We start from the raw sequence: 26,747 nt of genomic DNA on the forward strand, positions 1-26,747 counted from the left end.
AAACAGAATGTGTGATACAACAAAAAAGGTGTCATTTTTTGAAGATGCGATAAAGCCAATAAAGAATGAAAAAGCTTGCGATTGTGATGGCTTCAGCCGAGACGATATACCACGGCCATGGTCCGAGAACATCTAAGAGAGAGGATCCGCCCGGTTTTTTCGTCAAATACATATAATTTGCGCCAAGCCAGCGATCAATCAGGAAAATACAGACGCCGTACACATTAACAAGCAGGACTGTCACCCATAATGAGCGCTGGCCCATTCTGTAGGTGCCAATCACAGCCATCAGCAGACAAGATAAAAACACAGATCCGTGAGAAATAAAAAAGAGGATATATCGTATATGCGGAAATGAAAACATACCGAGGTCAGGAGTGGCAAGAGCCTGAATCGAACTGCCGACGCCGACAAAAAACAAAAATACAAACAGCTTTCTGCTTTTTGTCACTAACATAATAGCTGACAAATACACCGACAGGTCACTAAGCTGGAGAGGCAATGAAGTGCGCACCGACCACCTGCCCGTGGCGACCATCCATATTTGATAGCCGATTTGCGAACCAAGCAAAAGAAACACAAACAGAGAACGCAAAAACCGGCTGGCCCTCGGCTGCTTGACCCTCTCTTGGAACAAAAACAACAGAATGGCCAAAAGGGCGATAATCGCTAACGTCACTACATGCTCTGTCGAAAATAGATGAAACGGATCATGTTTATAGACGGATTGAACATATTTTTGCAAAACTGCACCCCCGTTTGCGGTTTTTTGTTTATTTTGGCGTTGTTTGGGCTTTTTTTATTCAACCGATATATGGGCTTGAAGTTCACACCAGACTCTGCTACAATTCGTTTCATAGCTAATGATTCTGATAATTTAAGGCAGGCCTAAAAAATGGAACGTTCACATCAACATCAGCAGCTTCGGAAGGAAGAACACGATACACTTTCTAAGCTCAAACAAATGCCCATCGAGTCACTTAGCCTGGAAGCCATTTCGATCGCTACGAATCTGTATCGGTCTGCACAAAGGCTCCGTGTCAAAATGGAGACTGAGGTTCTTTCTTCCTATAACCTTTCTTGGACCGCTTTCTCCATTCTTTATGATCTATGGGTATGGGGAGCGCTCGAAACGAGAAAAATCGCTGAGCTGTCAGGGATATCTACAGCTACAGCAAGCAACGTGATCAAAACGCTCGAAAAAAAGAGTTTTTGCCGTAAAAGCATCGACACAAGAGATCGGCGACTCGTGTTTGTCTCTATCACCGATTCCGGCAAACAAGCGATCGAAGAACTCTACCCGGAGTTTCACAAAGGGGAAACAGAGCTCATTGCGGGAATGACGAAGGACGAACAGAAAATATTGACAGGGCTGCTTAGAAAGGTAGCTGACAATCTTCATACAACATAAGCTTTGACGGGAATCCAGTAGCGGTTTGTCTCCCTGTTTCAGAGAGCCGGCGGAAGGTGCGAGCCGGCACACAGCAAACGTGAATTACCTCCCCGAGCTTTCTTTGTGAACCTTAAAGGTAGCAAAGAACGGGAAACCGTTATTCGAATGAGCGGAAGACGATGTCTTCAACCAGGGTGGTACCGCGTGCATTGAGCCACGTCCCTTATCGGGATGGGCTCTTTTTTGTGTTTGTAAAAAAGGAGGAAAAATGATGATAACATTTGAGCAGCTCACAGCATCACAGCAAAAAGAGGTAGAAAGACAGCTACAGCTATACATGACAGGCGCCCACGAAGTCATACCGCCGGAGGAATTAAAGGCAAAGCTCGTGAAATCAATTTCCACAGGCACGCCGCTTAAAATTAAGCTCGGATTAGATCCGTCTGCACCGGATGTACATTTGGGCCATACGGTTGTGTTAAATAAGCTTCGCCAATTTCAAGAAAACGGCCACATTGTCCAGCTGTTAATTGGGGATTTCACAGGAAAAATTGGTGATCCGACCGGAAAATCGGCAGCCAGAAAGCAACTGACTGATGAAGAAGTTCAGCACAATGCCAAAACCTACTTTGAGCAATTCGGAAAAGTTCTTGATCCAGAAAAAGTCGAGCTTCACTATAACTCAAAATGGCTGAAAACATTGAATCTGGAAGATGTCATTGAATTAGCAGGGAAAATAACGGTAGCCCGCCTGATGGAGCGCGACGACTTTGAAGAACGCATCGCCATGCAAAAACAAATCTCACTGCATGAATTCTTTTACCCATTGATGCAGGGATATGATTCTGTCGTTCTCGAAAGTGATATTGAATTAGGCGGAACGGATCAGCATTTCAATGTCCTCATGGGGCGGCATTTTCAAGAACGATACAACAAAGAAAAACAAGTCGTTATCCTTATGCCGCTCTTGGAAGGCTTGGATGGCGTCGAGAAAATGTCGAAGTCGAAACACAACTACATTGGCATTAACGAACATCCAAACGACATGTACGGAAAAACGATGTCACTGCCCGACAGCCTGATGAAAAAATACATCCACTTGGCGACAGACTTAGAGCTTGAAGAGAAAAAACAGCTCGTAAAAGACTTAGAAACCGGCGCCGTTCATCCGCGTGATGCCAAAATGCTTTTAGCCAAAACAATCGTCCGAATGTATCACGGAGAGAAAGCAGCAGAAGCTGCCGAACACTCGTTTAAGACAGTCTTTCAGGAAAACAGCCTGCCGGAAGATATACCGGCCGTAAACTGGAAAGGCGAAAAAACGATAGCGATGATTGATCTGCTCGTCAAGCTAAAGCTCCTTTCTTCGAAGAGCGAGGCGCGCCGCATGATTCAAAACGGAGGTGTACGCATCGACGGAGAGAAAATAACAGATGTTCAGACCAAAGCAGAGATAAGAGAGAATATGATCATCCAAGTCGGCAAACGCAAGTTTTTAAAGCTCCAATAGTCTGATATTCCGAAACGCTTATGACCCTTCATTCATAAGCGTTTTTTTGCAGGTATAAAGCACTGTCTTTTCAAAAACGCTCTCCATCTTGCAGGAAACTCCTTTAGCATCCCGAAATATTCCCCAACCATACATTTAGGGGAGGTTTATTTTTGATGAAAAAGCTTTTGACTGTCATGACGATGGCTGTTTTAACTGCCGGCACACTGCTCTTGCCGGCACAGAGTGTCACCCCTGCCGCGCACGCTGTACAAATATCAAATAGCGAGCGCGAGCTTCCATTCAAAGCAAAACATGCGTACTCTACCATTTCTCAGCTAAGTGAAGCAATCGGCCCCAGAATAGCCGGAACTGCAGCTGAAAAAAAGAGTGCCCTATTGATCGCCTCATCAATGAGAAAATTAAAGCTTGATGTGAAGGTTCAACGATTCAACATTCCTGACCGGCTTGAGGGAACACTGTCTTCAGCAGGACGCGATATTCTCCTCCAAGCGGCGTCCGGCTCAGCTCCGACTGAGGAACAAGGACTGACGGCCCCGCTTTACAATGCGGGATTGGGCAATCAAAAGGACTTTACCGCTGACGCCAAGGGCAAAATTGCCTTAATTTCCAGAGGAGACCTGACTTATTACGAGAAAGCCAAAAATGCCGAAGCCGCCGGAGCAAAAGCTGTCATCATTTATAACAACAAAGAAAGCCTCGTGCCTATGACGCCAAACCTGTCGGGAAATAAAGTCGGCATTCCGGTCGTCGGCATTAAGAAAGAAGACGGCGAAGCACTTACCCAGCAAAAAGAAGCCACCTTAAAACTAAAAGCATTCACAAACCAAACCTCCCAGAATATCATCGGAATCAAAAAACCAAAGAACATCAAACATCCAGACATTGTGTACGTGACGGCCCATTACGACAGTGTTCCTTTTTCACCCGGGGCAAATGACAACGGCTCAGGAACCTCTGTTATGCTGGAGATGGCGCGTGTCTTAAAAAGCGTTCCATCTGATAAAGAAATCCGCTTTATCGCTTTCGGCGCCGAAGAGCTCGGCCTGCTCGGCTCCTCTCACTATGTAGATCATCTATCGGAAAAAGAGCTGAAACGAAGTGAAGTGAACTTCAACTTAGACATGGTAGGCACAAGCTGGGAAAAAGCGTCTGAGCTGTATGTCAACACATTGGATGGCCAATCTAACTATGTTTGGGAATCCAGTCATACGGCTGCTGAAAAAATTGGATTTGACAGCCTGTCTCTGACACAGGGAGGATCATCTGATCATGTGCCATTCCACGAAGCCGGCATTGATTCCGCCAACTTTATTTGGGGAGACCCGGAAACAGAAGAAGTTGAGCCGTGGTATCATACCCCTGAAGACTCGATCGAACATATCAGCAAAGAACGCCTCCAGCAAGCAGGCGATCTTGTGACAGCCGCAGTCTATGAGGCTGTGAAAAGAGAGAAGAAACCAAAAACCATTAAGAAACAAATGAAAGCCAAAGCATCTGACATTTTTGAAAATATCAAATAAAAAAAGACGGCACTTGGTTGCCGTCTTTTTTTATAATAATCAGCTGTTTAGCCGTCTATAAGTAAAGCTTTCAGTTTATCAACTGTATTTTCTTTTTCTAACGGGCGATAAATGGTCAGTTTCAAATCAGGAGAGTCATATATTTGTAATGTCATATGCTCCATCACCATTGTTCCGGCTGCCGGGTGATGAAGTACTTTTTCTCCTGCGTGTGTGCCTAATACTTCGTGGTGGTTCCACCACTTTTTAAATTCCGGGCTTCTTTCAGTTAACTCATCGATCAGCTCTTTTATCCATGCTTCCCCAAGAAACCGGCTGGCTGTCGATCGAAACTGTGCGATAAGTTTTTTGGCGTGGCTTTCCCAGTCGTCAAGCAGATCCCGATACTCCTTCGAGGTGAAACATCGCCATATGGCATTCCTTTCCTTACTGCCCATTTGGCCAAAATTGCCGAACACAGCACAAGCTGGTGTGTTCCAAGCAATAACGTCCCACTTTTCGTCAGTCACATAAACAGGGCAATTGGTTAAATGATCAATAAAGTGCCGCACAGCCAGAGGAAGGCTCTTATTATCTTCATCCTGATCATCTAAAGGAACATGATGGCCAGCCAACAGAAAGACATGACGTTTTTCCTCATAATTCAATTTGAGCACTCTCGATATGCTTTCCAGTACCTGTGTCGATACCCGAATATCCCTTCCCTGCTCCAGCCATGTGTACCATGTGACACCTATACCGGACAGCTGGGCCAATTCCTCTCTTCTCAAGCCTGTTGTTTTCCTTCTGGTGCCCATAGGCAATCCAAACTCTTGCGGAGAAAGCTGTGCCCTTTTCAGTTTTAAAAACTCCCCTAGCTCTTTCCGTTTTTCTGCCATACTGTCCACATACACACTCTCCTTCTGCATAGAATTTCCTATTAGTATTCTACATAAAAAGGAGAAGGTTTTTATATTATTTGTTTCGTTCTGCAAATACTTCCGCGGCCACAGGAAGAATGGTATTCAGTGCATTCGGGAAACCTGAGTAAATAATCATCTGCATCATGACTTCTATGAGTTCTTCTTGTGTCCATCCGACATTCAGGGCTCCGTTAATATAGAATTTTAGCTGCTGGGTATTGCCCAATGCAGTCAATCCAGCAACGGTTGCTAATAATCTGGATTTCAGATCAAGACCTGGTCTTGAAAAAATCTGACCGTAGTTAAACTCCACGGCAAGCACACCAAGGTCCGGAGCGATGGAATGTTTAAAATTGCCCACGATCGCTTCATAGTTCTCCTCATCAATTTGTTTCAGAATATCTAACCCTTTTTTATAATGTTCACTTGTTCGCACCAGCTTCTATCTCCCTTCCAATATCGCTTTTTTAGTAGTACGATTTATGGTAATCCTTGAACTGAAGGCAATACCGACCATGATCATCCCCAGAATACAAACACCGTTCCAATGAAACAGCATCCAGACTGCACCCCCTGCATACGATCCCAAGGCGCCGCCTAAAAACGTGCTGACCATAAAGATGCCATTCAATCTGCTTCTCATTTCAGCCGACAATTGGAAAATCTCCGCCTGACACGCCACCTGATTCGCCTGAATGCCCATGGTGATGAATAAAGCGCCCAATACAATCACAATCAATGAAGTCTGGCCTGCCATTAATAAAACAAATGACAATAAGGTAAAAGACATACAAAGCTTGTTGGAAAAAGCAACTCCTTTTTGATCAATAATCCGGCCGATCAGCGGAGTTGCAAAAGCCCCGCCAATTCCCACCAAACCGATTGTTCCGGCAGTCTGGCTGCCAAACGAGAATGGAGGTTCACTCACCATAAACACTAACGTCGTCCAAAATAAACTGAAGGCGCCGAACATGAAGCCTTGGTTTACACATGCTTTTCTTAACACTTTCTCCTTGATCAAAAGCGGAAATAATGAAGAAATGAGTTTTCCGTAATGAAATGCATGTGTCCCTTTGCTTTTCGGAAAGCAGAAGTGAATGATCAACATAATGATGACGGCTGCTGCACAGGCAATCCAATACATCACGCGCCAGCCATAATGGGCATCTATCGCCCCGCTGACCACTCTCGCCCCTAAAATTCCGCAAACCAAGCCGATGGCTACGTTTCCGAGTACTTTTCCTCTGTTCCTGTCATTTGCTAAACCTGCCGCAAACGGCACAAGGATTTGAGGAATAATCGTGAAGAATCCCAATAATAAATTTGTGATGACTAGCCATGGAAAGCTTACAGCTAACGCTGAAGCGACCGAACAAACCCCCACTAAGAATAGCAGGCTCACAATTAAGCGGCGGCGTTCAAAAAGATCTCCCAATGGAACAAGCAGAAGGTTCCCCGCCGCATAGCCAATCTGCGCCAATGTAGCAATCATCCCAGCTTGTGCCGGCGTCACATGAAACGTGCCTGCCATGCTGACGAGCAATGTTTGATTGATATAGACATTAGCTACCGTAAACCCGCTAGTCACCGCGATAAGAAAAATCAAACCTCTCGATAATGAAATGGAATGGTTCATGTTTACCCCCTTTCTTCATGCATGATAAAGCAGGTTCAATCCTGGAAACAGAAGTGAGTTTATAATGGTATAAAAAGTACTAGCAAGCAAAGCAAAAAAGCGAAACCCTGTCAGGCTTCGCTTTTGTTATCAATCCACTTCTTTCTTAATCCCCAGCATTTTCTCATCTAGGTAATGGGCAATCTCCGCGGCTTCTTTCAGCTCATCTGTTAATTGCTTAGGAACGTCATTGTTCAATTTATAATAAATTTTATGTTCAAGGCTCGCCCAGAAATCCATCGCGATTGTCCGGATTTGAATTTCTGCTTTGACGTATTCCACACGGTTCGTTAAATTCACAGGCATCTCAATGATTAAATGCAGGCTTCGATAGCCATTCGGTTTGGGTGTCTGGATATAATCCTTTACCTTTACGATTCTCAAATCTTCATGCTGCTTCAACACATTCACGACGTTATAAATGTCAGAAATAAAGGAACAGATGATGCGCACGCCGGCAATGTCGTGAATATGCTCCTTCATTTCCTTCGTCGTAATCTCACAGCCCTTTCTCATTAACTTATTCACGATGCTTTCAAAGCTTTTGACACGGGATTTTGTATGTTCAATCGGGTTGTGTCCGTGAATGAGGTTATATTCCTGGCTGATAATTGAGAACTTTGTATCGAGTGCATCTAGCGCAAATTTATAAACTAATAATTCATTTTTCCAATCTTCCATTACTGTTTTTAAATCGTCCATATGTGTTACAGATAAATCCATGTTCGTCATCTCCTTTAACGGAACTTTATCCGCTGTCCATGTACTAGACGTCCCTGTCTGCTGCAAGGTTCTATGAATTTTTTTACAAAATGCGGTCGATTGTAACAAAAAAAGACCGCACGAAACGAGCGGTCTTTTTTATTATCGGAAGTAGCTGATCAATAATCCGATCGAGAGCAGGAATCCGAAAAATGTATTTGTTTGGGCTGTTGATTTCATTGCGACAATCATATTCATCGGCATTTCGTTCTGGACGAAGCCCTTCACTGCCTGAACCGGCTTAGGCACGCTCAAAAAGACGACAAACAGCCATGGGCTTGCGGCACCGGTAATAACCAAGCCGACAACCCAGATATAAGCGACGGCAAACGACGCAGCTAACAGAGTAACAGCTCCCTTATGCCCCATCAAAATCGCCAATGTTTTGCGTCCGCCTTTTTTGTCCTCTTCAATATCACGAATGTTGTTCGACAGGTTAATCGCGCCGACAAGAATCGCAATCGGGATGGAAATCAAAATGCTTTGCGTGTTGATCATATCTGTCTGAATGAAAAACGAAATCAGCACAAACACCGAACCCATGCAAATGCCTGAGAATAATTCACCGAACGGCGTGTACGCAATCGGCAGCGGCCCGCCTGTATACAGGTAGCCGATCGCCATGCCGACAAGGCCGATCAGCGCAAGCCACCAGCTGCTGCTGGCACAAATATAGACACCGAGCAAAATGGCAATCCCGTATGAGGCAAGAGCTAATTGCAAAATCGTTTTAGGCTTCATTCCGTGGCGTACAATGGCCCCTCCGATTCCGACTGATTCTGCTGTATCTAATCCGCGTTTAAAATCATAATATTCATTAAATAAGTTCGTCGCGATCTGGATCCATAGGCAAGAAAACAGCATAGCCAAAAACAGCAGCAGATCAACCTTCACATAAAACATCGCCAAAACGGTTCCGAGCAGCACAGGCACAAACGATGCGGTTAACGTATGAGGACGGGTTAACTGCCAAAGGATCTGCCCCATGCTTTCTTTTTGCGGCGCTGTCTGACCCTCACCCTTATTTGTTTGGTTCATCTTCCTCTTCCTTTCTATTAAAAGGCTTACTTTTTTTCAGCCGGCAGCTTAATAAAAAACTCCTTTTGCTTCCTTATCTATCATAATGACTTCTCCCTTATTTCACAAGATACCGCAAGAAGGCGTTTTCTTTCTTATTATACGCTTCTCGCCCTGATTTCATTAGGTTTCTGCTTTCACTTGAACGAACAGGTACAGAAAAATTTTTTTAAGTACATTACACTTTTTAAAAGTTAAAAAGATCTTTTGACTCCAGGTATCTTTTCCTTTATTATGAATCAGCTCGAAACATTCCATTCTTGCCCTTGCAGGTATAAAGATTCATTTTCAAAAACATACGCCGATATATTAATTTGAGGGAGATTAGGGAAAAAATGAAACTTTTTGAGCATCTGATCGTCAAATAATCATGTGATTGTCGAAAAAACGGGAAGGGAATTTTTGATATGCTGCAATTAATGAAACAGCTGTATGAAAAACCCGCTGTCAAGTGGACATGTCATACAGGCTTTTATTTGATGATACTGCTTGTTTTGTTTTTTATGTATGGTTTTCACACCGCGAATACCGGTTCATATATTTATAACGATTTCTAATTGGAGAGAGAATAACTATGAAACTTTTACATGCTATTCAAACACATGCGGAAACTTATCCGCAAACCGATGCCTTCCGCTCTCAAGGCCAGTCGCTCACGTATCAGGAATTATGGGAGCAGTCTGACCGCGCGGCTGCCGCGATCCAAAAACGCATTTCTGGGGAAAAGAAATCTCCTATCCTTGTGTACGGCCACATGGAGCCGCACATGCTTGTTTCCTTCTTGGGAAGTGTCAAAGCGGGACATCCTTATATTCCGGTTGACCTGTCTATTCCGTCCGAACGGATTGCGAAAATTATCGAAAGCTCTGGAGCAGAATTGCTGATCCATGCAGCAGGACTCTCAATTGATGCAGTCGGCCAGCAGATTCAGACAGTTTCTGCGGAAGAACTGCTGGAAAACGAAGGCGGCTCTGTCAGCCAAGATCAATGGGTCAAAGAACACGAAACGTTTTATATCATTTACACTTCCGGAAGCACAGGAAATCCGAAAGGCGTGCAGATTTCCGCTGCGAACCTTCAAAGCTTCACAGACTGGATTTGTGCAGACTTTCCAGTCAGCGGAGGAAAAATATTTTTAAACCAAGCGCCGTTCTCATTTGATTTGTCTGTCATGGACCTATATCCGTGCCTTCAATCAGGCGGGACTTTACATTGCGTGACAAAGGATGCTGTGAACAAGCCGAAAGTCTTATTTGAAGAGCTGAAGAAGTCCGGACTGAATGTGTGGACATCAACACCTTCCTTTGTGCAAATGTGCCTGATGGATCCGGGTTTTTCACAGGATCTGCTGCCTCATGCGGACACATTTATGTTTTGCGGAGAGGTTCTTCCGGTTTCTGTGGCAAAAGCGCTGCTTGAGCGTTTTCCGAAAGCGAAGATTTTTAATACGTACGGCCCGACTGAAGCGACAGTGGCTGTCACATCGGTTGAAATTACGGCTGACGTCATCAGCCGCAGCGAATCGCTTCCAGTGGGCTTCGCCAAACCAGATATGAACATTTTCATTATGGATGAACAGGGACAGCCGCTTCCTGATGGAGAAAAAGGAGAAATCGTCATTGCAGGGCCGAGTGTAAGCCGAGGCTACCTTGGTGAGCCAGAGCTGACGGAAAAAGCGTTTTTCTCTCATGAAGGCCAGTGGGCATACCGAACTGGCGATGCCGGCTTTATTCAAGACGGTCAGATTTTCTGCCAAGGACGTTTGGATTTTCAGATTAAACTTCACGGCTATCGAATGGAGCTGGAGGAAATCGAGTTCCATGTCAGACAGTCACAGTACGTTCGCTCTGCTGTCGTGATTCCTTATCAGCCAAACGGAACAGTTGAGTACCTGATCGCTGCTATTGTGCCTGAGGAGCATGAGTTCGAGAAGGAATTCCAGCTGACAAGCGCTATTAAAAAAGAGCTTGCCGCTTCTCTTCCGGCATATATGATCCCGAGAAAATTTATCTATCAGGATCACATTCAAATGACGGCTAACGGCAAAATTGACCGAAAACGCATTGGCGAAGAGGTTCTTGTATGACGCCTTACAGCTCGTTTTTATTCTTTATACTGCTTGGCATTCTTCTTCTGCCGACGATCATTCTCGGCTTAAACGGAAAAAGATTTCAAGCATACAACATGTTCATATCTATCATTATATTGGCTTTAATTTTTTCGCACGACTTACACGGGGTCATCGCGCTGTGCCTGTTTACAATATGGCAGGTGCTCCTGATCAGCGGCTATCTGGCATACCGGCAGAAAGCGAACAGTGGCTTTGTCTTTTGCGGGGCTGTTATCGCGTCTATTCTGCCTTTATTTCTGTCAAAAATATGGCCGTTTCTTTCACACCCGCAGCCGCATCATCCGCCGCATAACCTGATCAGCTTTTTAGGGATTTCATATTTAACCTTTAAAGGCGTTCAGCTGATTATGGAAGCAAGAGACGGACTGCTGAAAGAACAGCTGCCATTGCACCGCCTGCTGTATTTCATCCTGTTTTTCCCGACGATTTCCTCCGGCCCGATCGACAGATACCGCCGGTTCGTCAAGGATGAACAGAAGGCTTGGACGAAAGAAGAATACGCCGACCTGTTGTATACGGGAATCCATAAAATCTTCATCGGTTTCCTGTATAAATTTATTATCGGCTACGCGATCAATACGTACTTCATCATGAATCTTCCCGCAATCACGCACAATAAGATTCTTGGGAACCTGCTGTACATGTACGGCTACAGCATGTATTTATTCTTTGATTTCGCCGGCTACACGATGTTTGCCGTCGGGGTCAGCTACATTATGGGCATTAAATCACCAGAAAACTTTAATAAACCATTTATCAGTAAAAATATTAAAGATTTCTGGAATCGCTGGCATATGTCTCTGTCATTTTGGTTCAGAGATTATGTGTTTATGAGATTCGTATTTTGGATGACTAAGAAAAAGTGGATCAAAAACCGTATGGCCGTCTCAAACATCGGGTATTTCCTGCTGTTTATGCTGATGGGGGTTTGGCACGGGCTCGCGCCGCAATATATCATTTACGGCCTCTATCACGCCGTGCTGATGACGTGTTACAACTTTTTCGAGAAGTGGAATAAGAAATATAAATGGCTGCCGTCCAACCGCTGGACAACCATTCTCGCTATTGTGATCACATTCCATTTCGTTTGCCTCGGGTTTTACATTTTCTCAGGAAAACCATTTCATCACCACCATTAAAGGAGATTAGAAAGCTATGGATTTTAAACAAGAGGTATTAGACGTTTTAGCAGAGGTTTGCCAGGATGACATCGTAAAGGAAAATCCTGATATTGAAATTTTTGAAGAAGGTTTGCTTGATTCTTTTGGAACAGTAGAATTGCTGCTTGCGATTGAAAACCGTTTTGATATTTTAGTGCCGATCACTGAATTTGACCGGGACGTTTGGAATACACCTAACAACATTGTAAATCAGCTGTCTGAGTTGAAATAATGAAAAAGCGTTTTTTCGGTCCAATTATTTTGGCGTTTATTCTATTCGCAGGCGCCATCGCAATTCCATCTTCATGGCTGACAGGCTTCATCACCGATAAGCGTGTGAAAGAGTCAGCAACAGCCTTGAATCCGAGTATGTTTCAAGGGCTATATTTACAAGATCAGATGCTCAAAGATCCGACATATCTTCCGATTTACGGGTCTTCTGAGCTTTCTCGGCTGGACGAGTTCCACCCATCTAATTATTTTCAGGTAAACAATGAGGGATTCACGCCATACCTTGTCGGCAAAGGCGGATCCCAGTCATTGATTCATTCTTTAAACTTCGCTGCCCATATGGATCAGCTGAAGGGCAAAAAAATCGTATTCATCGTGTCTCCGCAATGGTTTATTAAGCGCGGGTCTGATGAACAGCATTTCGCGCCGAACTATTCTGCGCTGCAAGGGCTTGATTTGGCATTTAACGATCAGATCGATCCTGAAATTAAAAAGAAAATGATGAAACGCATGCTTCGCTTTAAGGCTGTGCAAAACGATGCCATTCTTTCTGAGCTGTACAAAGCAATGGTAAACGGTCAGACGTGGAAAGTGAACGCGCTGAAGCCGGCGGCGAAAGTGTATTACAGCATGCTGGAAAAGAAAGATCTGTATTATTCAACGACAGAATCATCCGGGCCAAAGCGCTATATCTCGCAGTCAGTAAAGGATAAGTCATGGTCTGAATTGAATAAACTAGCGGATCAATCAGGCAAACGCCACTCCGGTTCTAACGATTTTCACATCGACAACCCTGTCTATAAAAAGCTGAAGCCGAAAGTGCCTAAGCTGAAAGGGAAAAACAAAGGAAGATCGTATGCGGTGTCACCGGAATATGGCGACTTTGAAATGATGCTCGATATCCTGAAGGATGCGGGCGCAGAGCCTATGTTTGTCACCATTCCTGTTAACGGGAAATGGTACGATTACACGGGCTTCCCGAAAAAAGGACGCACTGACTATTACAAAAAGGTAAATAAACAAATCAGAGCGAAGGGCTTCCAGGTTGCTGATTTCTCAGGGCATGAATATGACCCGTATTTCATGAAAGACACCATTCACATCGGCTGGAAAGGCTGGGTGTATGTCGATAAAGCAATTGACGAATTTTATAAAACCGGAAAAGTCACTTCATCCTGAGCATCTCATAGGACGCGGCTGCATATTTCCTGCTAAGATTTGAAATAGTAAAGGAATCACAGCCAACTTAATTAAGAGGTGTTACATCCAATGAAGATGACAGGCAATACGGTTTTAATCACAGGGGGTTCTGCTGGCATCGGGCTTGAACTGGCCAAGCGCCTGCTGGAGCTCGGCAATGAAGTTATCATTTGCGGACGCAGCGAAGCACGTCTTGCAGAAGCGAAGCAGCAGCTCCCAAACATCCATACAAAGCAATGTGATGTTGCAGACCGTTCGCAGCGGGAAGCATTGTATGAATGGGCTTTAAAGGAATATCCGAACTTGAATGTTCTCGTCAACAACGCCGGCATTCAAAAGGAAATTGACTTTAAAAAAGGGACAGAGGATCTTTTTGTGGACGGTGATGAAATTGAACTTAATTTCCAAGCGCCTGTCCATTTATCCGCCCTTTTCACACCTCATTTGATGAAGCAGCCTGAAGCGGCAATCGTTCAGGTCACATCCGGGCTTGCGTTTAACCCGTTAGCTGTTTATCCGGTGTACTGCGCAACAAAAGCAGCACTTCACTCGTTCTCGCTTACGCTCAGACACCAGCTCCGCGACACGAGCGTGGAAGTGATTGAAATGGCACCGCCTATGGTGGACACGGGCTTAAACCAAAAATCACGCGATAAACAAGGCCAGACGTACCGGGGCATTTCATCTGAAGAATATGTTCAATATTTCTTGGACGGCTTGAAGGAAGGCAAACAGGAGATTACAAATGAACGTGTTGAAGGTCTTCGGGATGCCACTCGCGCCGATTATGACAGATTATTCGAGCAAATGAACACGCAGGAGAATTAATTTCTCCTGCTTTTTTCATATGAATTTCTTACAAATTTGAGCAAACCTATTGCGATTATTTGTTGAAGGTATACAATAGAATATAATTATTTTCAAATAAGTTTGATAATATAAACAATTTAACAGCAGGGAGATTGACCATGACTAAACAAACGATTCGCGTTGAATTGACATCAACAAAAAAACCGAAACCAGACCCAAATCAGCTTTCGTTCGGAAGAGTGTTTACAGACCACATGTTTGTAATGGACTATGCGGCAGATAAAGGTTGGTACGATCCAAGAATCATTCCTTATCAACCCTTATCAATGGATCCGGCTGCAATGGTCTATCACTACGGCCAAACCGTGTTTGAAGGGTTAAAGGCTTACGTGTCAGAGGATGACCATGTTCTGCTTTTCAGACCGGAAAAAAATATGGAACGCCTGAATCAATCAAACGACCGCCTCTGCATCCCGCAAATTGATGAAGAACAGGTTCTTGAAGGCTTAAAGCAGCTTGTCGCAATTGATAAAGACTGGATTCCAAATGCGGAGGGCACGTCCCTTTACATCCGTCCGTTCATCATCGCAACCGAGCCTTTCCTTGGTGTTGCGGCATCTCATACGTATAAGCTCTTGATCATTCTTTCTCCGGTCGGCTCTTATTACAAAGAAGGCATTAAGCCGGTCAAAATCGCTGTTGAAAGTGAATTTGTCCGTGCGGTAAAAGGCGGAACAGGAAATGCCAAAACCGCAGGGAACTATGCTTCAAGCTTAAAAGCGCAGCAGGTGGCCGAAGAGAAAGGATTTTCCCAAGTGCTTTGGCTGGACGGCATTGAGAAGAAATACATCGAAGAAGTAGGAAGCATGAACATCTTCTTCAAAATCAACGGTGAAATCGTAACGCCGATGCTGAACGGAAGCATCCTGGAAGGCATTACGCGCAATTCAGTCATCGCCTTGCTTAAGCATTGGGGCCTTCAAGTTTCAGAACGAAAAATTGCGATCGATGAGGTCATCCAAGCCCATAAAGACGGCATCCTTGAAGAAGCCTTCGGAACTGGTACAGCAGCTGTTATTTCCCCAGTCGGCGAGCTGATTTGGCAGGATGAAACACTTTCGATCAACAACGGTGAAACAGGGGAAATCGCAAAAAAACTATATGACACGATTACAGGCATTCAAAAAGGCGCTGTCGCAGACGAATTCGGATGGACGACCGAAGTCGCAGCGCTGACTGAAAGCAAATAAGAAAAAAGCCGGCCCATTACAGGCCGGCTTTTTTTACGCTTCAATTTTGTTGAAAAACTGCGGCAGATACGCTTTGTGCGCCTCCAGCATTTCGTCTAAAATCTGTTTGGCCACAGTATCGGACGGGACAAGCGGGTTAATCGTCATGGCAAGGAGTGCAGTTTGGTAGTCACCTGTAACTGCCGCTTCTGCCGCGACACGTTCAAAGGATTTGATTTGCTGGACGAGGCCACGGACAGACACCGGCAAGTCGCCGACAGCAATTGGCTTAGGGCCAGTTTTCGTCATCACACAGTTCACTTCAACTGCGGAATCGTCTGGAATACTCGCTATTGCACCATTATTGATCGTGTTCACCGGCTGAATGTCATGTTTATCATTATAAATGGAGCTGATTAAGTTACATGCTGCATCACTGTAGTAAGCTCCGCCCCGTTTTTCCAGCTGCGGCGGTTTGATCGCAAGGTTCGGATCTTTATAAAGCTCGAACAGCTCTTTTTCGACCTTCTGTACGACTTCAGCGCGGGTGCCCTCCGTTTGTGATGCTTCCAGTTCGTGCTCCAGCATCTCTTTTGTTTTGAAATAGTAACGGTGATAGCCGCAAGGGATGACATTGAGCGCTTTTAAGAAATCCGGTTCCCATTCGGCGCCTGAGATATTTTTCATTGTCATCGCGTTTTTCGGGTCGCCCATCGCCTCGATGACTTGCTCCTTCACACTTACGCCGTCCAAGAAAACATCCAGCCCAAATACCATATGGTTCAGTCCGGCGAATTGGACTTCTACGCGGTCCACATCTACATCAAGCGCTTTGGCTACGCCCATTTTGATGCCGATTGGAACATTACAGAGACCGACGACTTTCTTCAGGTTGGAGTAGCGAAGCAAGGCTTCTGTTACCATGCCGGCAGGGTTTGTGAAGTTAACAAGCCAAGCGTTCGGGCAAAGCTCTTCTATGTCCTTTGCGATCTCAAGGATGACCGGAATTGTGCGCAATCCTTTAAACAGGCCTCCCGGGCCGTTTGTTTCCTGGCCTATTACACCGTATTTTAGCGGAATTCGCTCATCCTTTGCTCTTGCCTGCAAAAGTCCGACGCGGAATTGGGTCGTGACAAAGTCTGCGTCTTTCAGCGCTTTTCTCCGGTCGAGCGTAAGATGAATGTCAATCGGGACGCCAGCTTTTTCAACCATCCGTTTGGCGAGTGTGCCGACAATATTCAGCTTTTCTTCGCCCTCGGGGATATCGACAAGCCATAATTCACGGACAGGCAGCTCATCATACCGTTTAATGAACCCCTCCACTAGCTCGGGCGTATAGCTTGAACCTCCGCCAATCGTTACAATCTTCAATCCTTTTGTCATATGCTTGCACCCCTTTGCTCGGTGATTTTTTCATATAACTCAATGATCTCTGCAGCCATATCCTTCACTGTCATTGCATTCATTAAATGATCCTGTGCATGAACCATCAGAAGCGTCATTTCCGTCTTTTCTCCGCCCGCTTCATTTTGGATCAGCTCTGTCTGATAATGATGGGCTTTTGACAATTCTTCAGCAGCGTCTTGAAGCTTTTTCCGCGCTTCTTCTGCGTCACCGCTTTTCGCAGCGGCAATGGCCTCCATTGCGGAGCTCCTACCGTTTCCTCCGTGAAGGATGATTTGAAAAATGATTTGTTCCATTTCCTCATTCACGCGATTCACTTCCTTTCTCTACAGAGCCGCTTCTTTGTCATCTGATGCTGCAGGCGTTTGGACCGGCTCCAGATCGTTTTCTTCTTTCAGCTTCTGCTTATCCCACATTCTGAAGAATGGATAGTAGACAACAAAGGATACGACGATATTAATGGCTTGCATGACCGCGCCTGAGACTTTTCCTCCTGTCGCCAAGTAGCCTGAAAAGATCGGCGGCATGGTCCACGGCACTGCGATACCCGCCGGTTTGGCGACAAGGCCGGTGCTCATTCCGATGTACGTAAGTGTCACTGTGACAAGCGGCGTGATGATAAACGGAAGTAAGAGCATTGGGTTCATGACGATCGGCATTCCGAATATAATCGGTTCGTTAATATTGAAGATGGCCGGGCCGACCGCAAGCTTCCCGAGCTGCTTCATTTGTTTGCTTCGGGCGCGCAGGAACATCGTGACAACCAGTGCCAATGTGGCGCCGCTTCCGCCGATATTGACCCAGATATCGAAAAATTGCTGGGTGAAAATCTTAGGAAGCTCCTCACCGGCTTGGAATGCGATCCGGTTGGCATCCATTGCGCCGTACCAAATCGGTGCCATGACACCGCCGACAATGTTTGCACCGTGAAGGCCGCAGGCCCATAAAAGCATTTTGACGGCTTCGGCGACAAGGCTTCCTCCAAGGCTTCCTCCCAGAATGGAAAGCGGAGTCCCCAATAAAACGCTTACAATATTATGAAGGCTTTCAAACGGTGTCGCTTCAACAATCAGCCGGGCTGCCCAAATCAGGAAGATAACGGCAAAGCCGGGGATTAACGCGACAAATGACTTGCTTACCGCCGGCGGAACACCGTCCGGCATTTTGAAGACTAAATTGCGCTGGATAATAAGGCGGTAAATCTCTGTGGACACCATTGCGATAATCATGGCGACAAATAAGCCTTTGCTTCCCATGAGCGAAAGCGGAATCCCGCCGCCAACCATGATTTCTTTCGTCGCGCCATCCGGCATAAACGGCACTTGATAAGGTGTTGCTAATAAAAATGCCGCAAGGGAAATGGCTCCGGCCGACAAGGCATCAACGCCGTATTTCTCGGCGAGCCGGTAGGCGATGCCGAACGCGGCGACAAGACCCATAATTTCAAAGGTCGCGTCGACTGGGTAGGCCAGTTTTTCAGACCAGGAGCTGCCAAACGTTTTTGCCATAAACTCAGCGTATCCCGGGATCGGGAGGTTGCCAATGATGAGGAAAAAGGAACCGATGATAATCAGGGGCATCGTGAGGATGATACCATCACGCAGCGCCTGCAAATGACGCTGTCCCGCAATTCTTCCCGCTATAGGCATGACCTTTTCTTCTAAGATCTGATTGACTTTATTCACATAGCCCGCCCCTCTCTATGACACATGTCCAAGCTGTTCAGCTGATTTCAGCACTTCCGCCCCGTTGCACGTGCCATAATGGACGGTATTAATGACGTCTACCGGAACCCCCTTTGACTCTCCTAATTTTTTGAGCTGTGGAAGCATGTAACGGACTTGCGGACCGAGAAGCAATACATCCGCTTTATCGATATGATTTTGTACAGAATCGCCTGAAACTGCCCAAATGGTATAGTCTTTTCCCTGTTCCTGCGCACTTTTTTCCATCTTGCTCACCAGTAAACTAGTAGACATGCCTGCTGCACAAACGAGTAATATATTCATGTAAAAGACCCCCTAGAGTTTGATCAATTTTGTAATGTCCTGCTGTTGCTATCATCATATTATGAAATCGCTTTCATAAACACTCAGGGTTTTTCCGCAGGCAACGGAAAAAAGGTATATACAGGCTGTCAGCTCAGCATTTTTTGGTCAAACACATCCGAAAGCTCTTGATACGAACGGCATTTGACCAGCTGGTTCACCGCCGCCGGGTCATCCAAAATGCTGCCAAGCAGTTTATACATGCTTTGCAAATCCGCTTTGTTCTCCTTTTCGACACAAAGCAGACAGACAAATTGAACTCGCTGACTCTCCCAATCGATCGGTTTTTTGAGCGTACAAACAGCCCAAAACGTTGTTTTCGTCTGCGGAACAAGCGGGTGCGGGATGGCAACTAGATTGCCAAAACACGTTGGCGACATGTCTTCTCTTTCAAAAATGGAATCTATGATTTCTTCATCGGCAAAGCCGCATTCGACCGCTTTCTGCCCTAAAAATTGAATCACTTCTTCTTTTGAGCGCAGATCCTCCTGAAAAAAAACGAGTTCTTTTTTTAGGTAGCGATTGGCTTTTTCCTTTTCATCACTCAGAATAGATTCTATTTTTGTAAAGTCAGTTCCGCCTAAGATTGTGTTAACCTTCAGTACTGGTACAGGGAGCTCTTTTTTAATCGGAATGGTGCTGATGACAAAATCAATTGATTCGTAGGACATTTGATCAAGACTATAATACTCAGCCGTTCCAAGAATATCGAGCCGCTTGCCGAAATGGGAACGCAGTTTTTCGCGCAGAAGCTGGGCGCTTCCGGCTCCCGATGCGCATACAATGATACAGCGTTTCGGCGGGCTTTCTGTTTTTTTTCGTTCAATCGCGGCGCCAAAGTGGAGAGCCAAATATCCAATTTCGTTTTCATGAATCTCAATACCCGTTTGTTCCTTTATCACGATTCCGGCAATGATCCCGGCTTCAAAAGCGAGTGGATAATGTTCCTTGATCGCTGCCAGCATCGGATTTCGAAGATTCATGCCGTATCGGTTGCGGCTGATCGCCGGCTTCATATGCAGGGCCAAGCCGATTTTCAGCTCTTTGTCATGCAGGATGCCAAGCTTCAGTTCACGATCAACAGCTTCGATCATGGCAAGTGTCAGCTGATCGGTTTCTTCTTCTATTGAGAATGTGCCCTCTCCGCATTGTGATTGTGTCATTCGTTTTGTGCCAAGGAGATGCATGGTGATGTAGGCCGTCTCGTCTTTCGGAAACGTAACGGCAAGCGCTGATTCCAGCTCTTTTACGATGGCTTCTGCAGCCTGGTACTCCTTTTGATGCAGGATATGATCCATATCTTTCGGGAAAAGAGATACATAGTTTTCCGTTCTGATCCGTTTACAGGCGATAGCGATATGGATAATGAGGTTATTCAGTCCCATGTTGGACAGAGGGATGCGGTCGTTTTTCATTTTTTTCAAGATGGCGGAACGGATGATCTCAATTTCTTCTTTTGGCAAAATATCAGCCTTTTCATTTAAAACATCTATCTCCGTTTCTCTTTCATCGACAATGTACTCCGCCATGCAGTACCTCATCTGCACCTCGTCCCCGCGCAGCTTGAAGCCGTAATTCGGACGTGTTTCCATGACGATGCGGTAAGGCAGCAGACGTTTCTTTACTTCCTTTAAATCCGTTTGGAGTGTAGATTTTGAGATAAATAGTTCTTCAGCAAGTTCATCGAGCTTGAGATAATGGTCCGCCAGCAGCAGACGTTTCATAAGATAGGCCATTCTCTCCTCCGGCAATACCGGCAGGCCCTTTTTTTGCTGAAATTCATCTTGCAGCAGTGTTCTGAATACTTGCTCGTCATCAATGCGGAGCTTGTAGCCGGAGCCTCTTACAGATTGTACAAAGGCACCGTGACCGCTTAGCACACCTTGAAGTTCCTTTATATCATTGCGGACTGTCCGCGTCGTTACGTTTAATTGCGCGGCAAAAAACGAACTTGTCACCGGGGCTTCAGCCGCCATCAGCAAGCGCAGAATATCACGTAGTCGCCCATGAAGCATGAGAAAAACCTCCTAACTAGTAGATGCAGGGATTCAGTGAATAGGCAGAAAGGATGATGAAGGGATGCGAAATGTATATAAATTCTATAATGGAGAGAATGGCAAGTCAATGAACATCCGGAGGACTAGAGGGAAAACTGACCTATAAAAAAACAGCCGGGATCAGCCGGCTGTTCTAGATGCGGACATATTCTTTTGTTTAGACGCCTTGCGATCCTTCATGATTTTTCGAACAATCGGGTAAATGACCGGCGCCCATTTGATAACGGTTTTGATCATCTTTTTCAAAGCTCCGATTCTCCCTTCTTTTTTCTCAACCATTCCCCTGATTGCCTCTTCCTTAAACATGCTAACGCGACACGTACCTGTTTCCCGTCACCCAGAAACGCCATGGATAATCGCGTGCCTCCCCGCTGTTGTCAATGCCGATGCGCGGGCCGGTTGAAATTGCTTCCGGTGTGTACCCGCTTTCGATGTAAAGCGGCTGTTCCGTGATCCAGCGTCCGTAGTCATTCATCGTGACGCCAAGCGCTTTCGTCAGCTTTCCTGGTCCGTTTGTCCATTCCCTCGGACTCCTGCCCGGCCTTCTCTCCTCCATTAACAGCTGGCCTTCATGCGGCTCAATCGCCCTGATTAATACCGCTTGCGGGACATCCTCTTCCGCGGCAACGACATTCAGCAATGTATGGGTGTGCATCACGTATGTATATACCCGCCCAGCTTCTGCAAACATGATCTCAGTCCGCTTCGTCCGGCGGTTGTTAAAGCTGTGGGCCGCTCTGTCTCCAGCCCCCATATAGGCCTCTGTTTCCACAATATAGCCTGACGCTGTGCCTTCGTCTGTTTCTTTTACAAGAAGGCAGCCCAGAAGCGATGGGGCAAGCTCAAGAGCGGTTTTTTGATAAAACGTGATGGGCAGCGGATTTTTTTCTCTCGTCACGAATCGACCTCTCCTTTTACCGATTTTTGTACATTGTACCATTCCCGAAGCAGATCAAAAAAAACGGCTGTTTTAAAATCTTTCCATTCAGGGAATATTGTTACCGTTCAAAAAAGGAGGGCCAACCATTGAAAGATGATCATCAAAACAAGCAGCACCAATCAAATGCCCAAGGGAGCGAGGAAGCGCTTTCCCATAAGACATCCGGGAAAAACGAGTCAGAGGATACCTTAACGAATAGGCAGGGGCATCCTGTTACTGACAACCAGAATGCGAGAACCGTCGGGAATAGAGGGCCTACAACACTTGAGAACTATGATTTTCTCGAAAAGATCAGCCACTTCGACCGGGAACGCATCCCTGAGCGGGTTGTTCATGCCAGGGGAGCAGGTGCACACGGGTATTTTGAAGCGTACGGAAGCTTCGGAGATGAACCGATTTCAACATACACACGGGCCAAACTCTTTCAGGAAAAAGGCAAGAAAACACCGGCATTTGTCCGTTTTTCAACTGTGAATCATGGAAAACACTCGCCTGAAACATTGAGAGACCCGCGCGGTTTTGCTGTAAAGCTATATACAGAAGACGGAAACTGGGATTTGGTCGGGAACAACCTGAAAATCTTTTTTATCCGCGACCCGCTGAAATTTCCGGATCTTGTACATGCATTTCAGCCTGATCCAGTGACCAACATCCAGGATGGTGAACGTATTTTCGATTTCATTTCTCAATCTCCTGAAGCGACACACATGATCACCTTCTTGTTTTCGCCTTGGGGCATTCCGGCCAACTACCGGCAAATGCAGGGTTCAGGCGTACATGCCTATAAATGGGTGAATGAGGAGGGCAAGGCCGTTCTCGTGAAATACCATTTTGAACCGAAGCAGGGCATCCGCAACCTGACACAGAAGGAAGCAGAAGAGATTCAAGGGAGAAACTTTAACCATGCCACACAGGATCTATATGACGCGATTGAAAATGGCGATTATCCAGAGTGGGAAGTGTATGCTCAAATCATGAGCGATGATGAGCATCCTGAACTGGACTTTGATCCTCTTGATCCGACAAAACTGTGGTATAAAGACGATTTCCCATGGAAACCGATCGGCAAATTGGTGCTGAACAAAAATCCGGAAAACTACCATGCGGAAGTGGAGCAAGCTTCATTTGGAACGGGAGTGCTTGTCGACGGGCTTGATTTTTCAGACGACAAATTGCTCCAGGGGCGTACGTTTGCTTATTCTGATACGCAGCGCTACCGTGTAGGCGCAAATTACCTGCAGCTTCCGATCAACTCGCCGAAAAAGCATGTCGCCACCAACCAGGAAGGCGGGCAAATGCAATATCGGGTCGATAGAGCAGAAGGACAAAACCCGCACGTCAACTATGAGCCATCCATTATGGGCGGGCTGAAGGAAGCGAAGCAGGACGGAAAAGACCATACGCCGCATGTCGAAGGTGATGTAAAGCGTGAAGCGATTGACAGAACAAACAACTTCGGACAGGCTGGAGAAACGTACCGGAGATTTACTGAATTTGAGCGGAACGAACTGATTACGAATTTGGTGAATGCGCTTTCTACGTGCCGAAAAGAAATTCAGGATCAAATGATTGAGAATTTCACAAAAGCTGATCCTGACTACGGAAAACGCGTAGCAGAAGGGATAAAAAAGGTTTCCGAAAACAACAGCAACGGGCCGATCGGCACAACTGAAACGGAACAGGCTGCAAAGCAGGCTGAACAGGAGAGCCATCCATCTGATCCGTATTAACAACAGCGAACAGGGCTTTTTTGAAGCCCTGTTTTTTTATTTTTCTATTGAAACGCTTTCAACAATTGTGTTGTACTGGAAGGAAAGGGGTGGAGAGATACGATGGAATTACAGCAGGACTTGATTCCTCAGAAAAAAACAATCGGCGCTTTAGATCACGCCGTTTTTTTATGCATGGTATTTTGTTTCTGGTTTTCAGGCTATATTTACGTTCCTGTATTCAGCCTGTATTTGGAGGATCTGCACTTTTCATATGGCGCAATCGGCATCATTCTCGGCAGCTACGGGGTCACGCAAATCCTTCTGCGATTCCCGCTCGGCCTTTTGTCAGACATCCTGTTTTCCTTGCGCAAGCAATTGTTAATTGCCGGGTTCGGCTTTTCCGTCTTCAGCAGCCTGCTTTTTCTGATGTTTGATTCTTTCTTCTTCGTGCTGGCCGCCCGGCTGTTCGCGGGAATCACTGCTTCTATGTGGGTGATGGCGACCATTTTATACGCACATTATTTCAACAATGGCAATGCATCAAAAGCAATGGGCATCATGCAGTTTTTTACCGTCATGCCTCAGTTTGCCAGCATTGTGTTCTGCGGGCTCGCCGCAGCCCATTTAGGGAGGCAGGTTCCTTTTTGGATGGCGCTGGCAGCTTCTGCCGCAGGTCTGGTGATCTGCTGCTTTATTAAGGATCCGTCTGCTCCTCCCGCAAACCGTGACACCATTCGTGTCAATCAGTACATCAAAGATACATTGCGGCTGCCAAAGCTGAAGCTTTTCACCATCCTGTCTATGACGGCCCATGCCGTATTATTTATGACAGTGTTTGGTTTTACGCCGCTTTACATGGATCAGCTCGGAATGGGCGACGCGGAGCTGCTTTGGGTGATGAGCGCATTTTTCCTCCCACACGCAGCCGCCACATTAAGCTTTGTGTTTCTGCGCTTTACAAGCCGTATCGCTTACTCCGTGATGCTCATTAGTTTCGCTGTCACCGGGGTCTGTTTGCTATATGTTCCTTTTTCAGCTGCATTGTTCACGGTTTGCATCACACACGCCTGTATCGGACTGGCGCTCGGCATCGTTTTTCCTCTGCTGCTAAGCCATGTCGTCGAAATCAGTTCTGCCCGTTTAAAAATGTCAGTGATGGGGTTTTATCAATCATTTTATGCGCTAGGCATCTTCCTCGGGCCCCTTCTTGCCGGAAAAATCGCACAGCTTGTCGGGCTTGCGGGAGTTTTTTATGGAGCCGGGTCTCTGGCATTTGCCGCCTTTTTTGTGATGCTCGCGCAAAAACGTAACATGATCAATTAATAGCTTTCATACCGCCGGAAGCGCCACACAGAAAACACGGCCAGAAGCATGATGCACAGAATGGAGAAAGTGAGTGACCATCCGAAAAAATCTGCCTGCTCTCCATGAAGAAGGATATGCTCCGCCTGCTTGCAAATCTCAGCTGGAAGCCACTTCGCACCATCTGGAAATAGTGAAACAGTAAAGGAAACGGCTGCTGTGAACCCGATCCCGCAAGCCGCAGCTGCTCCGACAGACCGGAATATCGTACTTCCGGCAAGGCCGGCGGTCACAATAAATATCACCCAAAGCGCGTAAAGGCCAAGGCTTGCAGCAAAGCGGCTGAATGATGCGTCCTCAAACAGCAGCCGAACGTAATAATAAGCAAGCCCGTATCCAGCTGCAAACGACATAATGCCGATCACGCTTTGGATGAGCCATTTACTCACGATATAATGGGCTGCCGTCACAGGCCGCGACATAATCAGCGCTGTTACCCCTTGATTTCTTTCATTGGCTACACTGCCCATCACGCTAAAGATGACCAGAGCCATGCCAAGCGTGTTGAATTGAGAAAGCGTGCTGACCATCACTTCAGACCCGGAGGGCATCGTAAAACTGATTTTCATGCCGTCAGGAAGGTTCCCTCCATGTGCGATGATTTCCGGCATATAATAAATGGTCAGCGGCTGTGTCAGCCCGACGATCATCATCGCAATCGGCAGCCAAATCAGCTTGCCGCTTTTCCATCCTTCCAGCCACTCCTTCTGCAAAAGCGCCATCATCACCTTCATGCGTGCACCACCTTTAGATAGACGTCTTCTAGAGACTCCGTTTTCTGTTCAAATCGGGTGACGGTCAATCCCTTTCGGATACAGTCACTTAATAATGACCGGCCAGCGTGTATATCAGGCAGCTCGAAAACAGCTTGGGACGGATTCTTATAGACAATAGCTGAGACGTAAGGCTTCTCTTCAAGCCAGCCTTCCAGCTTCTCTTTCACTGAAAGGGTAAAAACGTTCGTTTGCTGCTGTTGTTTCAGCTCCTGTAACTCGCCTTTCCATGAAATTTCACCGTTTTTCATAATCACCACTTGATCACACACCTGCTCTGCATCGTGCAAAACATGTGTAGAAAACAGAACGGCCATATGCTTTTTCAGCTCACGCATCATGTCCAGCACCTCGAACCGTCCTGTCGGATCAAGTGCAGACACCGGTTCATCCAATATCAAAAACTTCGGTTTATGGAGCAGTGCCTGTGCCAGACCGAGTCTTTGTTTCATTCCTCCTGAATAGCCCCCGATCCTTTTGTGCTCCGCTTCATGCAAACCCACAAATTCCAGCATCTCGCCGATTTCCTCTTGGCATTTTCTCTTCGAAAGGCCGGACAGTCTCCCCGCAAATGTCAAAAATTCATTTGCGGTCATCCAGGAATAAAAAGCTGGATACTGCGGGAGGTACCCAATCAAACGCCGATCCGGCTTTTTTTCTCCTAACAGCTTAATGTTTCCGGAGGTTGGCGAAAGCAGTCCGGCCAGCATTTGCAGAGTCGTGGTTTTGCCGGCTCCATTAGGTCCTAATAGTGCGACACACTCATTTTCATTCACGTGAAAACTGACATTCTTTACAGCTTCATGATGCCTGTACGATTTGCATAATGATTCAATAGACAGCATATC

General features: G+C 46.0%; 28 protein-coding genes and 1 other annotated feature. Of the genes, 12 read left to right on the top strand and 16 right to left on the bottom strand.

The window, feature by feature from the left end; all coding sequences use genetic code 11:
- Positions 1-31 precede the first annotated feature (31 nt).
- The gene (locus bslm_RS18915; RefSeq protein ID WP_033882895.1) at positions 32-745 is read right to left on the bottom strand and encodes a YwaF family protein; all 714 of its coding nucleotides are present in this window, start codon (positions 743-745) and stop codon (positions 32-34) included.
- Between the two features lie 150 nt (positions 746-895).
- Between bslm_RS18915 and ywaE the strand changes: the two genes are divergently transcribed.
- The 3 genes from ywaE (at position 896) to ywaD (ending at position 4,426) form a co-directional block, all read left to right on the top strand.
- On the top strand, positions 896-1,411 hold the full coding sequence (gene ywaE, locus bslm_RS18920; RefSeq protein WP_046381428.1) for a tyrZ transcriptional regulator YwaE: 516 nt from the start codon (positions 896-898) through the stop codon (positions 1,409-1,411).
- Positions 1,406-1,620 (top strand) — a binding site (T-box leader). (Overlaps the previous gene by 6 nt.)
- A gap of 41 nt (positions 1,621-1,661) precedes the next feature.
- Positions 1,662-2,903 (top strand): tyrosine--tRNA ligase, encoded by a 1,242-nt coding sequence (gene tyrS / locus bslm_RS18925; protein ID WP_080480990.1) that lies wholly within the window; start codon positions 1,662-1,664, stop codon positions 2,901-2,903.
- A gap of 155 nt (positions 2,904-3,058) precedes the next feature.
- Complete coding sequence (gene ywaD / locus bslm_RS18930; protein ID WP_046381430.1) at positions 3,059-4,426, top strand: aminopeptidase YwaD; 1,368 nt, start codon at positions 3,059-3,061, stop codon at positions 4,424-4,426.
- 47 nt (positions 4,427-4,473) lie between these two features.
- Here ywaD and bslm_RS18935 read toward each other — a convergent pair whose 3' ends face one another.
- The 6 genes from bslm_RS18935 to bslm_RS21495 form a co-directional block, all read right to left on the bottom strand.
- Positions 4,474-5,313, bottom strand: a complete 840-nt coding sequence (locus bslm_RS18935; RefSeq protein ID WP_046381431.1) for a helix-turn-helix transcriptional regulator — start codon at positions 5,311-5,313, stop codon at positions 4,474-4,476.
- Between the two features lie 67 nt (positions 5,314-5,380).
- Positions 5,381-5,764 carry a carboxymuconolactone decarboxylase family protein gene (locus bslm_RS18940; protein ID WP_033882888.1) on the bottom strand — a complete coding sequence of 128 codons (384 nt, stop codon included), beginning with the start codon at positions 5,762-5,764 and terminating at the stop codon, positions 5,381-5,383.
- Between the two features lie 6 nt (positions 5,765-5,770).
- Entirely contained in the window at positions 5,771-6,964 is a 1,194-nt protein-coding gene (locus bslm_RS18945; RefSeq protein WP_046381432.1) for an MFS transporter, read from the bottom strand.
- Positions 6,965-7,093: 129 nt separating this feature from the next.
- Positions 7,094-7,726: a GTP pyrophosphokinase YwaC gene (gene ywaC, locus bslm_RS18950; protein WP_003244564.1), complete on the bottom strand. Its 633-nt coding sequence runs from the start codon at positions 7,724-7,726 to the stop codon at positions 7,094-7,096.
- A 141-nt stretch (positions 7,727-7,867) separates the two neighbouring features.
- Positions 7,868-8,803, bottom strand: a complete 936-nt coding sequence (locus bslm_RS18955; RefSeq protein WP_015714937.1) for a 1,4-dihydroxy-2-naphthoate polyprenyltransferase — start codon at positions 8,801-8,803, stop codon at positions 7,868-7,870.
- 162 nt (positions 8,804-8,965) lie between these two features.
- Entirely contained in the window at positions 8,966-9,100 is a 135-nt protein-coding gene (locus bslm_RS21495) for a hypothetical protein (protein ID WP_003227332.1), read from the bottom strand.
- A 149-nt stretch (positions 9,101-9,249) separates the two neighbouring features.
- On the opposite strand from bslm_RS21495, the gene bslm_RS18960 reads away from it, so the two are divergent.
- From bslm_RS18960 to bslm_RS18990, 7 genes are all read left to right on the top strand, one after another.
- Positions 9,250-9,399: a teichoic acid D-Ala incorporation-associated protein DltX gene (locus bslm_RS18960; RefSeq protein ID WP_003227330.1), complete on the top strand. Its 150-nt coding sequence runs from the start codon at positions 9,250-9,252 to the stop codon at positions 9,397-9,399.
- A gap of 17 nt (positions 9,400-9,416) precedes the next feature.
- Positions 9,417-10,928, top strand: coding sequence for a D-alanine--poly(phosphoribitol) ligase subunit DltA (gene dltA / locus bslm_RS18965; protein WP_041054155.1), 1,512 nt, complete (start codon positions 9,417-9,419; stop codon positions 10,926-10,928).
- Complete coding sequence (gene dltB, locus bslm_RS18970; RefSeq protein WP_046381433.1) at positions 10,925-12,112, top strand: D-alanyl-lipoteichoic acid biosynthesis protein DltB; 1,188 nt, start codon at positions 10,925-10,927, stop codon at positions 12,110-12,112. The genes dltA and dltB overlap by 4 nt, the downstream gene beginning before the upstream one ends.
- 16 nt (positions 12,113-12,128) lie before the next feature.
- Positions 12,129-12,365, top strand: a complete 237-nt coding sequence (dltC, locus tag bslm_RS18975) for a D-alanine--poly(phosphoribitol) ligase subunit DltC (protein ID WP_003227325.1) — start codon at positions 12,129-12,131, stop codon at positions 12,363-12,365.
- Entirely contained in the window at positions 12,365-13,543 is a 1,179-nt protein-coding gene (gene dltD, locus bslm_RS18980) for a D-alanyl-lipoteichoic acid biosynthesis protein DltD (protein ID WP_003227323.1), read from the top strand. The genes dltC and dltD overlap by 1 nt, the downstream gene beginning before the upstream one ends.
- A gap of 90 nt (positions 13,544-13,633) precedes the next feature.
- Positions 13,634-14,392 (top strand): SDR family oxidoreductase, encoded by a 759-nt coding sequence (locus tag bslm_RS18985; protein WP_046381434.1) that lies wholly within the window; start codon positions 13,634-13,636, stop codon positions 14,390-14,392.
- Positions 14,393-14,532: 140 nt separating this feature from the next.
- Entirely contained in the window at positions 14,533-15,624 is a 1,092-nt protein-coding gene (locus bslm_RS18990) for a branched-chain amino acid aminotransferase (protein ID WP_003244231.1), read from the top strand.
- A gap of 33 nt (positions 15,625-15,657) precedes the next feature.
- Here bslm_RS18990 and licH read toward each other — a convergent pair whose 3' ends face one another.
- The 7 genes from licH to bslm_RS19020 form a co-directional block, all read right to left on the bottom strand.
- Positions 15,658-16,986, bottom strand: coding sequence for a 6-phospho-beta-glucosidase LicH (gene licH / locus bslm_RS18995; protein WP_003244285.1), 1,329 nt, complete (start codon positions 16,984-16,986; stop codon positions 15,658-15,660).
- Entirely contained in the window at positions 16,983-17,315 is a 333-nt protein-coding gene (licA, locus tag bslm_RS19000) for a PTS lichenan transporter subunit IIA (protein WP_003227313.1), read from the bottom strand. The genes licH and licA overlap by 4 nt, the downstream gene beginning before the upstream one ends.
- An 18-nt stretch (positions 17,316-17,333) precedes the next feature.
- Complete coding sequence (gene licC, locus bslm_RS19005; RefSeq protein WP_046381435.1) at positions 17,334-18,692, bottom strand: PTS lichenan transporter subunit IIC; 1,359 nt, start codon at positions 18,690-18,692, stop codon at positions 17,334-17,336.
- 15 nt (positions 18,693-18,707) lie between these two features.
- Positions 18,708-19,016, bottom strand: a complete 309-nt coding sequence (licB, locus tag bslm_RS19010) for a PTS lichenan transporter subunit IIB (RefSeq protein ID WP_003218755.1) — start codon at positions 19,014-19,016, stop codon at positions 18,708-18,710.
- Positions 19,017-19,144: 128 nt separating this feature from the next.
- Complete coding sequence (gene licR, locus bslm_RS19015) at positions 19,145-21,070, bottom strand: transcriptional regulator LicR (RefSeq protein WP_046381436.1); 1,926 nt, start codon at positions 21,068-21,070, stop codon at positions 19,145-19,147.
- Positions 21,071-21,232: 162 nt separating this feature from the next.
- Positions 21,233-21,391 carry a hypothetical protein gene (locus bslm_RS21155; protein WP_009968374.1) on the bottom strand — a complete coding sequence of 53 codons (159 nt, stop codon included), beginning with the start codon at positions 21,389-21,391 and terminating at the stop codon, positions 21,233-21,235.
- Positions 21,392-21,419: 28 nt separating this feature from the next.
- Positions 21,420-22,010 (bottom strand): DNA-3-methyladenine glycosylase, encoded by a 591-nt coding sequence (locus tag bslm_RS19020; RefSeq protein WP_003227303.1) that lies wholly within the window; start codon positions 22,008-22,010, stop codon positions 21,420-21,422.
- Between the two features lie 128 nt (positions 22,011-22,138).
- Here bslm_RS19020 and katX point away from each other — a divergent pair, with 128 nt between their 5' ends.
- Complete coding sequence (gene katX, locus bslm_RS19025) at positions 22,139-23,782, top strand: catalase KatX (protein WP_046381437.1); 1,644 nt, start codon at positions 22,139-22,141, stop codon at positions 23,780-23,782.
- Between the two features lie 102 nt (positions 23,783-23,884).
- On the top strand, positions 23,885-25,087 hold the full coding sequence (locus bslm_RS19030; RefSeq protein ID WP_046381438.1) for an MFS transporter: 1,203 nt from the start codon (positions 23,885-23,887) through the stop codon (positions 25,085-25,087).
- On the opposite strand, the gene bslm_RS19035 is transcribed toward bslm_RS19030, so the two are convergent.
- Complete coding sequence (locus bslm_RS19035; RefSeq protein WP_046381439.1) at positions 25,084-25,860, bottom strand: ABC transporter permease; 777 nt, start codon at positions 25,858-25,860, stop codon at positions 25,084-25,086. The two genes, bslm_RS19030 and bslm_RS19035, sit on opposite strands and share 4 nt — an antisense overlap.
- The gene (locus tag bslm_RS19040; protein ID WP_033882875.1) at positions 25,857-26,744 is read right to left on the bottom strand and encodes an ABC transporter ATP-binding protein; all 888 of its coding nucleotides are present in this window, start codon (positions 26,742-26,744) and stop codon (positions 25,857-25,859) included. Before bslm_RS19040 ends, bslm_RS19035 begins: the two co-directional genes overlap by 4 nt.
- Positions 26,745-26,747 lie beyond the last annotated feature (3 nt).

Origin of the sequence: Bacillus sp. LM 4-2 (assembly GCF_000978495.1) — a bacterium.
Classification (GTDB): Bacteria; Bacillota; Bacilli; order Bacillales; family Bacillaceae; genus Bacillus; species Bacillus subtilis.

Excerpts from the sequence above, each read along its gene's own strand:
- ywaE (WP_046381428.1), top strand. The coding sequence starts at position 896 with ATGGAACGTTCACATCAACATCAGCAGCTTCGGAAGGAAGAACACGAT.
- tyrS (WP_080480990.1), top strand. The coding sequence starts at position 1,662 with ATGATGATAACATTTGAGCAGCTCACAGCATCACAGCAAAAAGAGGTA.
- ywaD (WP_046381430.1), top strand. The coding sequence starts at position 3,059 with ATGAAAAAGCTTTTGACTGTCATGACGATGGCTGTTTTAACTGCCGGC.
- bslm_RS18945 (WP_046381432.1), bottom strand. The coding sequence starts at position 6,964 with ATGAACCATTCCATTTCATTATCGAGAGGTTTGATTTTTCTTATCGCG.
- ywaC (WP_003244564.1), bottom strand. The coding sequence starts at position 7,726 with ATGGATTTATCTGTAACACATATGGACGATTTAAAAACAGTAATGGAA.
- bslm_RS18955 (WP_015714937.1), bottom strand. The coding sequence starts at position 8,803 with ATGAACCAAACAAATAAGGGTGAGGGTCAGACAGCGCCGCAAAAAGAA.
- bslm_RS21495 (WP_003227332.1), bottom strand. The coding sequence starts at position 9,100 with ATGGAATGTTTCGAGCTGATTCATAATAAAGGAAAAGATACCTGGAGT.
- bslm_RS18960 (WP_003227330.1), top strand. The coding sequence starts at position 9,250 with ATGCTGCAATTAATGAAACAGCTGTATGAAAAACCCGCTGTCAAGTGG.
- dltA (WP_041054155.1), top strand. The coding sequence starts at position 9,417 with ATGAAACTTTTACATGCTATTCAAACACATGCGGAAACTTATCCGCAA.
- dltB (WP_046381433.1), top strand. The coding sequence starts at position 10,925 with ATGACGCCTTACAGCTCGTTTTTATTCTTTATACTGCTTGGCATTCTT.
- dltC (WP_003227325.1), top strand. The coding sequence starts at position 12,129 with ATGGATTTTAAACAAGAGGTATTAGACGTTTTAGCAGAGGTTTGCCAG.
- dltD (WP_003227323.1), top strand. The coding sequence starts at position 12,365 with ATGAAAAAGCGTTTTTTCGGTCCAATTATTTTGGCGTTTATTCTATTC.
- bslm_RS18985 (WP_046381434.1), top strand. The coding sequence starts at position 13,634 with ATGAAGATGACAGGCAATACGGTTTTAATCACAGGGGGTTCTGCTGGC.
- bslm_RS18990 (WP_003244231.1), top strand. The coding sequence starts at position 14,533 with ATGACTAAACAAACGATTCGCGTTGAATTGACATCAACAAAAAAACCG.
- licH (WP_003244285.1), bottom strand. The coding sequence starts at position 16,986 with ATGACAAAAGGATTGAAGATTGTAACGATTGGCGGAGGTTCAAGCTAT.
- licB (WP_003218755.1), bottom strand. The coding sequence starts at position 19,016 with ATGAATATATTACTCGTTTGTGCAGCAGGCATGTCTACTAGTTTACTG.
- licR (WP_046381436.1), bottom strand. The coding sequence starts at position 21,070 with ATGCTTCATGGGCGACTACGTGATATTCTGCGCTTGCTGATGGCGGCT.
- bslm_RS21155 (WP_009968374.1), bottom strand. The coding sequence starts at position 21,391 with ATGGTTGAGAAAAAAGAAGGGAGAATCGGAGCTTTGAAAAAGATGATC.
- bslm_RS19030 (WP_046381438.1), top strand. The coding sequence starts at position 23,885 with ATGGAATTACAGCAGGACTTGATTCCTCAGAAAAAAACAATCGGCGCT.
- bslm_RS19035 (WP_046381439.1), bottom strand. The coding sequence starts at position 25,860 with ATGAAGGTGATGATGGCGCTTTTGCAGAAGGAGTGGCTGGAAGGATGG.
- bslm_RS19040 (WP_033882875.1), bottom strand. The coding sequence starts at position 26,744 with ATGCTGTCTATTGAATCATTATGCAAATCGTACAGGCATCATGAAGCT.